A 10,315-nucleotide genomic window follows, 5' to 3' on the forward strand; every position below is an offset into this window, starting at 1 on the left:
TGGCGCGGATGTGTCGCTCGATAAGCCGCATCCTGTGCCCGATGTGCGCGTTGGAGAGGCCGATATCTTCGCGGCAAAGGCGATACTCGAGAAAAATAACGTCAAACCGGGCACAGTACTCATTGGCATTGCCCCGGGCGCAAGCTTCGGGCCTTCCAAAAGATGGAAGCTCGAGGGCTTCAAGGAAGTTGCCAAGAGGTGCGCCAAGGAGTTCGGCGCGCTTCCCGTGATATTTGGCGGGGGCGAGGACGCGGTGGTAGCTGACAAGCTTTCCGCGATACTTGACGTACGGCACTTGAACCTCGCAGGAAAGACAAAATTAAAGGAGTTCTTCGCGCTCGCGAAGATGATGGACGCCTTTGTAACCAACGACTCAGGGCCCATGCACGTTGCCGCAGCGCTGGGCACTCCTACGGTCGGGATGTTCGGGTGGACCGAACCCTCGCTTACCGGAGCGCTTGGTAATAAAGTTAAGTATATCTCGAAGAACGTGGACTGTAAGCTTTGCCATAAGCGCGAGTGCCCGTACGGCCACCATAAATGCATGGACATCTCTCCGGAAGAGGTGTACGCAGAGGTAAAGGCCTTTCTTGTTGGAAAGGAAAAGGGAAATGGCTAAGAAGGTTGTTTTTCTCGACAGGGACGGCACGCTGAATGTTGATATAGGATATATGCGTAACCCCGAGGAACTCGTTCTTATAGAAGGAGCTGCGCGCTCTGTCAGGAAGTTAAACGACCTTGGCGTTTTCGTGGTTGTTCTAACGAACCAGTCGGGCGTTGGCAGAGGTTATTTTACGGAGGCAGAGGTCGGGAGGGCGAATGAGCGGTTACTTGAGCTTCTTAAAAAAGAAGGTGCAAGGGCCGATGCCGTGTACTTCTGCCCGCATCATCCTGACGACGGCTGCTCATGCAGAAAGCCTGCCATCGGAATGTTAAAGCAAGCCGCCGCGGAGCACGGGCTCGAGCTCAAGGGGGCGATTGTAATAGGCGATAAGCTAACCGACGTCGAGCTTGCGCACAATGCAGGCGGCAGGGGGGTGCTTGTGCTCACAGGCTTTGGCTCTGACGAGAGCGCAAAGGTTGGAGAAACAGGCAGAGCCCCTGACTTCATAGCAAAAGAAATTGGTGAGGCAGTTGACTGGGCAATAAGGGAGATGGGGCTCTAGGCGATATGGCGCTTGACGTGCAAATACTCGAGTTTGTAAATAAGGCCATGGCAGGCCCTGCCATGGACGCTATTATGGCGTTTTTCCTGAAGAAGGGAGTACTCTCCATTGCCACTTCCGCTGCGCTCGTGATTGCGTTCTTTACGGTAAAGCCCGAGAAAAGGTGGCATGTAGTGCTTGGCGCAGTTGCCTTTGTCATTGCAGCAGCGCTTGCGACAGTGATGAAGGAGGTCTTTACGCGCACAAGGCCGTGCGCTGTCATAGAAGGCTTAAGGGTGCTCTACGGCTGCCAGGAGTCTTCGTCATTTCCGTCCCGTCACGCGCTTGCGTACTTTGCAATGTGTGTTACGCTGTCGTTCTATTTTAAACGCCACGCGCTCTGGCTCGTGCCGTTTGCCATGTTAGTCGGGCTCTCGCGTATGTACGGGGCGCAGCACTATCCGTCCGATGTGTTTGCCGGTGCGGCGCTTGGCGTGGTTATAGCGGTCTTCGTTGTGGCGGTGGATAAGAAGCTTACGGCCGCGTGGTTTATCCGCATCAAAAAAACATTTGGATGGAAACAGGCTTGAAAAAGACCGCAATCATAACAGTGAAAATCCTTATAAGCGCCGCGCTTCTGTATGTTCTTTTCTCGCGCGTGAATATAGAGGAGTTTGTCCGCGTGCTCTCCGGTGCCAAGTGGCCCTACGTTGCCATGGCTGCGTTGATATTCGTTGGAACGCAACTGGCCGCTACCTTCAGGTGGAGGACCATCCTTAAAAAGGACGCCGAGCTTCCGGCAACTACCGTTGCCTCGATATACTGGATAGGGCTTTTTTTCAACAGTTTCCTTCCGACCCTTGTCGGAGGCGATGTGATAAAGGGTTATTACCTCTATAAAAAAATAAAACGCGGCGGCGTTGCAGTTGCCTCCATATTCATGGACAGGTATTCGGGGTACGCAGCGCTGATGCTCATTACCGCCGTAGCGCTGATATCGGGAGGCGGCCTCCTGTCAGAGGGCGGTGTCGGGTTCGTTATGCCGGCGCTTTGGGCGGTTGTCGCGGCCTTTGTTGCCATAAGCGCTTTCATGTGGAGCGAAACGCTTCACGGCTGGGCAATCGGGATATTCAAAAAAATAAGGCTCTTCAGGGTAAACGAGTTGATAGATTCAATCTACGGCTCTTTTATCGCTTATAAAGGCCGTTCTGACGTGCTTATCAAGGCTTTTTTCCTGGCCCTCGTTGTCCAGGGCGGCATGATACTCGGTTATTTTGTTCTTGCAAAGGGGCTTAATATAGACGCTGGGCTAGGGTACTTTTTCCTGTTCGTGCCTGCTGCAATAACAGTATCGATGGCCCCTGTGACATTCTCGGGGCTTGGAGTGAGGGAGGGCGCTTTTGTGTTCCTTTTCACAAAGGCAGCGCTCACTACCGAGGCCGAGGCTTTGGGGCTTAGCCTTCTCTGGTTTTTTATAACGGTTGTAGTGAGCCTGCCGGGCGCTGTTTCTTATTTCAGGGCAGGCGCTTTGCACGTGCCAAAGGATTTTGGCGAAAAGGCCGCGGCGCCAGGCGCAAAATAAGGTTAAGGAGGTCTTCATGACAATATCAAAGGAGATAATGGAAATACTCGTGTGCCCGGAGTGTAAGGGCAAGATAAGGCTCTCTGATTTGGACGACGCCATAGTATGCGATAAGTGCCGCCTCTCTTATCCGGTAAGGGACGGCATCCCGGTGATGCTAAGCGCCGAGGCAAAGAAGGTGTAAGAAGGGTTTTTCGGCCAATGGATTATATAATATACATCGTTTTACGCGGCGCTATCGCTTTTTTTAACGCGCTGCCGCATTCTCTTGCGCTCTCGCTTGGCCGCTTGATGGCGGCCCTCGTGTACGCGCTTATGCCGTTTAGGCGGCGCATGGTAATGGAGAACATAAAAAAAGCGTTTGGAGATAAACTTTCCGATGCCGAGGTGCTCTCCATTGTCAAGTCGTTTTACTCGAAGCTCGGTATGAGTGTGGCGGAGGTGGCGAGGCTTAAGAGCTTTGGCCCGGAGTACTTTTCTTCGCATGTCGAGTTCGAGGGCAATGAGCACGCCGATGCCGCGCTAAAGCAGGGCAAGGGTGTTGTGTTTCTCTCCGCGCATTTTGGCAACTGGGAGCTCCTTAGCGCAGCCCTTGCGTTAAAGGGGTACAGGATGACGGCGGTTGCCAGGCCAATTGACAATAAACACGTGAACAGGTATCTTGAGACCGTAAGAAGGGCGTTTGGCACCTCGATAATCGAGAAGGAAAACGCGCTTCGAAAGATGATAGAGCTTCTTAAGTCCGGCGGCATACTCGGCATCCTTCTTGACCAGAGGTCGTCGAGAAGAGAAGGGGTCGAGGTCGATTTTTTCGGCGCCATGGCTTATACGAATAAAGGCCTTGCGGCTCTGGTGCAAAGAACCGGCTCCCCGGTCGTGCCGGTGTTCATGCGCCGCATAGGCACGGATAAGCACCGCGTGATGTTCGGTAAGCCGGTGGAAGTCGTCTCAACAGGCGATAGAGAGGCCTATATAATAGAGAACACGGCGCGCTTTGCAAAGGCGATAGAGAAGTTCATAGCCCTCTACCCGGATGAATGGTTCTGGTTCCATTCGAGGTGGGAGAGGAAAAAATACAGAAGGTAGGTTTCTATGACCAACACCGCAAGAAAAGAAGAATTCAGCTGGAGCACGTTCTATGCAAAGCGTAAGGAGATGCGTAAGGTGTTTCCTTCGGTCTACAAGCTCAAACTCCGTAAAAAACTTTCGGACGTTGTGCTTGAAGAGCTAAAGGGAGGCGAGGCCATACTGGACGTTGGCGCATCGACACGCAGGCTCGCAGACAAGATAGAATCCAGCCTTCCGGGCGGCGTTACCTATAAGACCATGGACATAGACAAGACCCAGAGCCACGATTATTATTCGATTGGCGAAATCAAGGAAAAGTTCGACGTAATCGTTCTCTCCGAGGTAATCGAGCACATAGAGTTCATGGACGGAATGAAGCTTCTAAGAGAGCTTCGCGGGCTGCTAAAGGCAGGCGGAAGGCTGATAGTATCCACGCCAAACCTCAATCATCCCAACAGGTACTGGGACTCTGACCACAGAACCCCGTACCGCTACGAGGAGCTTGCCGGAGCGCTACTTTGGGCAGGGTTCGATGTAACGAAGTTGTACCGCATCTATAACGACCAGTTCATCAGGCGCTTCATACGCGTATATGTAATGAGCTGGCTCCATAAGTACCTTGACGTGGACTTTGCCAAATCGATTGTCGCGGTCGCGAGGGCATAGGGCAGTGGCTTTTGTCTGCAGGATATGCTCGAACTCTTCGGGTAACAAGACGCACAACGTGCGCGAGATGCACTTTGGCACCGAAGAGGAGTTCGAGTACATAGAGTGCGCCTCCTGCGGCTGCGTGCAGATAGCCTCCATACCGCCGGATATGTCGAAATATTACCCCAAGGACTATTATTCCTTTAAGGCATCGAGAAGAAAATACAGCGGAGCAGGGGTTTTAAGGATGTCGCGGACGCGGCACGTACTTGGCGAGGGCGGTATTTTAGGCGCCGTGGCCGCTGTGTTTACGAAGGGCTCGAAGATATTGCCGGTTGCGAAGAAGGCAGGCCTTAAGACATATTCGAGGATATTGGATGCTGGTGCCGGTTCTTCCGGCGCTTTCCTTCTAAAGCTTAAGAAGGAGGGATTTCGCGATATAGAGGGGGCAGACCCGTTTATAGAGGAGGACACTGCCGTTGCTCCGGGAGTTGTTGTGCGTAAGGCAGAGTTGTCCGAGCTCAAGGGCCCCTATGACGCGGTCTTCATGAACCATTCATTCGAGCACATGGCCGACCCGGCAGCTGCGCTAAGAAATATCGCGAGGATATTGACGCCTTCGGGCCGTATTGTTATTACGACGCCTGTTGCCGGCACTTATGCCTGGAAAACCTACGGCAGAGACTGGGTAGGGCTGGATGCGCCGCGACATTTGCATATTCATACCGCTAAGAGCATGGAGGTGCTGGCAAAGAGGGCCGGGTTCGAGATTTTAGGCGCCGTATTCCTCTCCGATCCTTCCGGCATCTGGGCAAGCGAACAGTATAAAAAAGGAGTATCCCTTGTGCACGAGCGTTCGTACTTCGGAAAAAGAGCCAAGGAGTATTTTTCGAAGAGCGACGCTCTTTTCGCGCGCGCTGATATGGCAAAGTTCAAGAAGCTCGACAGGGAGCTGACTGCGGGAAATAACTCCGATGTCGTAAGGTTTTATCTCGGGGCTGATGCGAAGCAATGAAGATAGCTCTTGTGACAAGGGGGTTTTCTCTCTCGAGCGGCGGGGCAGAGCGCGTAAGCGCGAGCCTCTCTCTTGCATTTAAGAAAGCCGGGCACTCTGTAACGGTCTTTGCCGAGAGAATAGGCAAAGATGCGCCGGAAGGCGTTGAGGCCGTTAAGGTCGATGTGTCGAAGTTTTTCCCCTCTGCCATCCGCCATTTTCTTTTTAATTCCAGGGCAGCCGCACTTGTCTCTAAAGGTGATTTTGACGCCGTGCTCGGGCTTTGCCATTTCTATCCGCTGGACGTCTACCGCGCAAGCGGCGGCGTGCATAGCCATTGGATGTGGCTTAAGTACCAAAACCCTGTTGTGCGGGCGCTAAAGTACGTTCTTACGCCGGTAAACCTCGCTGTCAGGAAGATGGAAGCAAGTATCATGGCAAAGGGCAACCACGGCCTAATTATCACGAACTCGAAGCTTGTCAAAGGGCATATGAGGCAGTACTTTGGCCTTTCAGAGCAAGAGGTAAGGGTCGTTTATAACGGTATAGACAGGAATGTATTTTCTCCGGCAGTCAGGAAACATGGTGCTATACTGAGAAAGGAGCTTGGCATAGCTTCTGACAAGACTGTTGCCGCGTACGTTTCGAATAACTGGGAAAGAAAGGGGCTCATGACAGTGCTTCGCGCCCTTGCCGTAGTCAAAGGACTGACCGTCATAGTGGCGGGAAAGGGCAATATCGCGAAGTGGAGGCGGACTGCCGCGTTCCTTGGTGTTAATGAGGCTTCGCTTATCTTTGCCGGAGAAAGAAAGGATATAGAAAGGATATACGGAGCTTCCGATTTTTTCGTGCTCCCGACTATGTATGACCCGTTTAGTAACGCGTGCGCCGAGGCCATGGCAACGGCGCTACCTGTTGTAACAACGAGGGAGAACGGCGCTTCCGAGTTCATAACAGAGGGCGTAAACGGGTTTGTGATGAATGAGTGGAACGACGCGGCGCGCTTAAAGCACATATTCGAGGAGCTTTTAAGTAGTGGCCGTGCCGCTTCCATGGGCCGCGCTGCAGTGGACGCTGTAAGCGGACTTACCTGGGAGAGAACGATGAACGAAACACTTACCGTGTGCGAGGAAGCGGCGAAGCTAAGGAGGGGGCGTTGAAGGCAGCGTTCCTCACAACAAGGCTCGAGAAGCCGAGCGCCAGGTACCGCTTTCTTCAGTACCTGCCGCACTTGAAGGCAGCAGGGCATGAGGCCGAGGTCTTTACGCTTCCCGAAGGGTTCTTTAAGCGCAGGGCGCTTTTTAAAAGGTTTTCTGAATTCGACGTAGTGTTCCTTCAAAAGCGGCTTCTTGGCGCTATCGAGTGGAGGGTGCTTAGAAAGCACGCGCGCCGCATCGTCTACGACTTCGACGATGCCGTCATGTTCGACGATTCTAAGAAAAAGGCCGCGCCATCCATTCGACGGCTTTCAAGGTTCAAGCGCACCGTTTATGGCTCGGACGTAGTGATAGCCGGAAATAAGTATCTTGCCGATTGGGCAAGAAAATACCGTGAGGACATTGTCATCATCCCAACGCCTGTTGACACGGACGCATATCGTAAGATAAGCGCGAAGAAGGATTCCGGGCACGTCACGCTTGGGTGGATAGGGAGCAGGGCAACGATAGGTTATCTCAAGGATATCGAGGACGCGCTATCGAGCCTTCACGCCGAAAGGCCGTACGTGAGATTAAAGATTGTTGCAGATGAGTTCCCTGATATCAAAGGTATTCCCGTGATAGAAAAAGATTGGTCTGCTGAGGATGAAATATCTGACATAAAGAGCTTTGATATAGGTCTTATGCCGCTACTTGACGATGCGTGGACAAGAGGCAAGTGCGGATTTAAGCTACTTCAGTACATGGCAGCGGGTGTTGCTTCAGTTGCATCCCCTGTGGGAGTGAATAAGGAAATCATAAATGACGGCGTCAATGGTTTTCTTGCGAAAGACAATGCCGAGTTCGTAAAAAAGGTTTCCAGCCTGATAGAGGAGAGGGGGCTTTCCAAGGCCCTTTCCGATAATGCCCTTAAAACCGTTGAAGAAGGTTATTCCCTAAAGTATACCGCACCGCTTTTCGTTGATGCTCTGGAAAAGGCCGCAGAGTAGTTTTTCACTCTGCGTCCGGGCAGGCGCATATCTGAATACCCGGTTAAACGTTCGGATTATTATTGGTCAATAACTTGGAATTGTCTTTAGCGCAGCGGTTTGCTCTGCCGTTCGTTGTGCGATAGTTATTGCAAATACCACGCGGTTGGAGTATATGTAGAATCAGATAATGCTGTCGAAAATTTAGTATAGGGGGGTTGTTATGAAAAATATCAGGAAGTTTGCCGTTATTTTTGCCGTATGTCTTGCGTTTGTCATGTATAGCATTCCTGCCGATGCCGCTAAGCCGAAGGAGCCGACAGTAGAGTTCTCTGCTACCGAGGTCATGGAGTCCGCTGATATCAAGGTGGAAAGCAAGGTCTTTCATGCCAAGGACAAGGAGCGCCGCGAAATGGAGATGGGCGGCAGTTCGAGCGTAATGATACTGAGAAAGGATAAGAAAGTATCATGGCAGCTTATGCCGGATCAAAAAATGTACATGGAGCACTCGCTCGACGCCAATGGCCCGCAAAACCAGACGGGCGCGTCCGATATGGATTACGAGATGACCGAGGTGGGCGAGGAAACGGTAAACGGCTTTAAGTGCACGAAGTACAAAATCATAGCTACTGCCAAGGACGGCTCCAAGTTCGGCGGGTTCATGTGGTCCACCAAGGAAGGTATAATGGTGAAGATGGATGCCATCTCCAAGAACGAGAAGAGAAAAGACAGGATCAAGATGGAGCTTACGGATATAAAGATCGGCAAGCAGCCTGCAAGCCTTTTTGAGTTGCCTGCCGGGTATTCGAAGATGGGGTTTGGCTCCATGATGGCGGCCCCGCCACAGCAGCCTTCGGGCTCCGGAAAGAATAAAGGGCAGGATAAGGCCCCAAGCAGCCCCGATTATAAGGATTTGCTAAAGAAGAAGCTCCCGGGGTTTTAACGGATACGCCGGCATTCAGGAGGATTGTATGAAAAAAATATTGCTTGTTGCGGCGTTTGTTTGTACAGGTGTTGCGTTTTTTGCGTCTTTTGTCTTTGCCGACGGCGGTTGTATGGACGAGGATTACAAGGCAGCTGCCGAGAGCATGCGTAAAGGCAAGGAGGCGGAAAAGGCAGGCAACCTGCTTTACGCGTACTTATATTACACCCCTGATTGGTGCGCCACCGAGGCCATGGCGAGAGAGGGATGGGAAGGCAGGAAGCGCATAGCAAAAGTAATGGCAAAGAAGGCAGAGGCAAAGGGGCTTTTTTATTCGACAGACGATATATTTGCCGGAACGCCCGATGCTACTTGTGAAAAAGCGTATAAGCACTCCATGGATCATATGAGCGACCCGGATTCATCGGAGAACCCGTATATGAAGAATAAACCGTTAGGGCTATGCGACGGGTCAAATAAGCTGAGTTTCAACGATAAGGCCTCTGCGTTCGCGTGGTACGAGGGTAACGGGCTTTTTGTCGAGGCAGATGATTGCGTGATGAAGTATGCGCGTAAGAATACAACCGAGTACGTGGCCGTAGACGTCGCGGCAAAGCATTTTATCAAGCGCAAGGCGAAGGTAGGCGGGGAGGACGCCTTAAAGGAGTATAAGTTTAATGCCGCATATGTCGATGAATTGACAGGCATGGCCAGGAAGAACGCCCTTGCCGAACTTGAGACCGAAAAGCGCGTCTATAATAAGGTAGCGGACATGATGACAGAGCGGCTTTCGCCCGAGGCCCTTAAAAGGGCAAAGGATTGGACGTTGATATTTGGCGACCCGCTTCTTGAAACCGTAAAGGATACGGCTGTTAAAAGGGGAGACGAGGTTTTTCTAACGCAGGGCGATGCCCCGATGACCTTTATGCGCGTTTTCCGTTACTATGATATAGCCGAGAGAAAGGATAAGGAGAAGACTGCGCGCGACAAGGCCGAAAAGCTCGGCGATAAGGCCGAGAAGGCAGGGGAGTTTGTGTCAGCTTATGAGTATTACGGGCTCTCCGGGAATAAGGCGAAGATGAATGCCGTTAAACCAAAGGCTGAGACTGAGAATAAAAAGAAGGGCAGCGATGCTGTGAAGAAAAGCAAGGACAGCATAGATAAAATACAGAAGAAGGATACCGATAAAAAGAAGTTCGAGAAAGAGGCCGACGACCTGGAGAAGGAACTCGGCATTTAAGCGGTACTCTGGCGTTAAACCTAAGAATCGTTCGGCTCGTTATGTAAAAAGTAGCCGGACGATTTTTTTTGCCATCCGCTTTAGCGCGCTGCCTTTTTTCTCCTTATATTCCCTCCAGAGAAAGTCGCAGTGGCTGCAGGCAGGAAGGTCCTTGTAATCGCCCTTGGCGATTTTTTCCCTGAGTCCTCTGAACTCCTTGCCGTTCCAGATATCCATTAACGATTGCAGCTTCGCGTCTCCGACCACGTTCTCAGCGTTTAAGTCAACGCAGCACGCTATTGCGCGTCCGTCCCAGCCTACGACGAATCGCTTCCATATTTGCGGGCACGGCGTGTATTTGCCGGTATACGGGATGTGGCGGATATCCGAGTCCTTTAAATGCCCGGCAAAGCTTTGCATGACAATCGGGTTAAAGAGGTCCACCGGAAGCCCTGCAAACAGGGCCTTGAATGCATCGCCTATTCCAGGCTCCTGGTTTTTTGAGTCGTATTCTTTTATGACCTGGATGACGGTATACGGCTTTGTCCTGCCGGATGCCTTTTTTATCTCCAGGAATTTTCTGATATTCGTAAGCACGCGGTCATAGTCTGC

Annotated in this window: 13 protein-coding genes; 12 read left to right on the forward strand and 1 reads right to left on the reverse strand. The window is 51.8% G+C overall.

Annotated elements, in window-relative coordinates:
- The 12 genes from waaF to OEV59_10065 all read left to right on the forward strand — a co-directional run.
- Nucleotides 1-619: lipopolysaccharide heptosyltransferase II (waaF, locus tag OEV59_10010; protein MDH4228060.1), on the forward strand; the 619-nt coding region annotated here is incomplete at its 5' end.
- Nucleotides 612-1,166, forward strand: coding sequence for an HAD family hydrolase (locus tag OEV59_10015; protein ID MDH4228061.1), 555 nt, complete (start codon nucleotides 612-614; stop codon nucleotides 1,164-1,166). The genes waaF and OEV59_10015, both read left to right, overlap by 8 nt.
- A 5-nt stretch (nucleotides 1,167-1,171) precedes the next feature.
- A complete protein-coding gene (locus tag OEV59_10020; GenBank protein MDH4228062.1) occupies nucleotides 1,172-1,735 on the forward strand; it encodes a phosphatase PAP2 family protein in 564 nt (187 codons plus the stop codon).
- Nucleotides 1,720-2,727 carry a flippase-like domain-containing protein gene (locus OEV59_10025; GenBank protein MDH4228063.1) on the forward strand — a complete coding sequence of 336 codons (1,008 nt, stop codon included), beginning with the start codon at nucleotides 1,720-1,722 and terminating at the stop codon, nucleotides 2,725-2,727. Before OEV59_10020 ends, OEV59_10025 begins: the two co-directional genes overlap by 16 nt.
- Before the next feature lie 16 nt (nucleotides 2,728-2,743).
- Nucleotides 2,744-2,911, forward strand: coding sequence for a Trm112 family protein (locus tag OEV59_10030; GenBank protein ID MDH4228064.1), 168 nt, complete (start codon nucleotides 2,744-2,746; stop codon nucleotides 2,909-2,911).
- Between the two features lie 17 nt (nucleotides 2,912-2,928).
- On the forward strand, nucleotides 2,929-3,813 hold the full coding sequence (locus OEV59_10035; GenBank protein MDH4228065.1) for a lysophospholipid acyltransferase family protein: 885 nt from the start codon (nucleotides 2,929-2,931) through the stop codon (nucleotides 3,811-3,813).
- A 6-nt stretch (nucleotides 3,814-3,819) separates the two neighbouring features.
- The gene (locus tag OEV59_10040) at nucleotides 3,820-4,461 is read left to right on the forward strand and encodes a class I SAM-dependent methyltransferase (protein ID MDH4228066.1); all 642 of its coding nucleotides are present in this window, start codon (nucleotides 3,820-3,822) and stop codon (nucleotides 4,459-4,461) included.
- A 4-nt stretch (nucleotides 4,462-4,465) separates the two neighbouring features.
- Nucleotides 4,466-5,458 (forward strand): class I SAM-dependent methyltransferase, encoded by a 993-nt coding sequence (locus OEV59_10045; GenBank protein ID MDH4228067.1) that lies wholly within the window; start codon nucleotides 4,466-4,468, stop codon nucleotides 5,456-5,458.
- Nucleotides 5,455-6,597 carry a glycosyltransferase family 4 protein gene (locus tag OEV59_10050; GenBank protein MDH4228068.1) on the forward strand — a complete coding sequence of 381 codons (1,143 nt, stop codon included), beginning with the start codon at nucleotides 5,455-5,457 and terminating at the stop codon, nucleotides 6,595-6,597. The genes OEV59_10045 and OEV59_10050 overlap by 4 nt, the downstream gene beginning before the upstream one ends.
- Nucleotides 6,594-7,583 (forward strand): glycosyltransferase family 4 protein, encoded by a 990-nt coding sequence (locus tag OEV59_10055; GenBank protein ID MDH4228069.1) that lies wholly within the window; start codon nucleotides 6,594-6,596, stop codon nucleotides 7,581-7,583. Before OEV59_10050 ends, OEV59_10055 begins: the two co-directional genes overlap by 4 nt.
- Before the next feature lie 202 nt (nucleotides 7,584-7,785).
- Nucleotides 7,786-8,505 (forward strand): DUF4412 domain-containing protein, encoded by a 720-nt coding sequence (locus tag OEV59_10060; protein MDH4228070.1) that lies wholly within the window; start codon nucleotides 7,786-7,788, stop codon nucleotides 8,503-8,505.
- Nucleotides 8,506-8,533: 28 nt separating this feature from the next.
- Nucleotides 8,534-9,724, forward strand: a complete 1,191-nt coding sequence (locus OEV59_10065) for a hypothetical protein (GenBank protein ID MDH4228071.1) — start codon at nucleotides 8,534-8,536, stop codon at nucleotides 9,722-9,724.
- A gap of 39 nt (nucleotides 9,725-9,763) precedes the next feature.
- On the opposite strand, the gene OEV59_10070 is transcribed toward OEV59_10065, so the two are convergent.
- Nucleotides 9,764-10,315: SPASM domain-containing protein (locus tag OEV59_10070; protein ID MDH4228072.1), on the reverse strand; the 552-nt coding region annotated here is incomplete at its 5' end.

The organism is Deltaproteobacteria bacterium (assembly GCA_029858205.1).
Lineage (GTDB): Bacteria > Desulfobacterota > GWC2-55-46 > GWC2-55-46 > DRQE01 > JAOUFM01.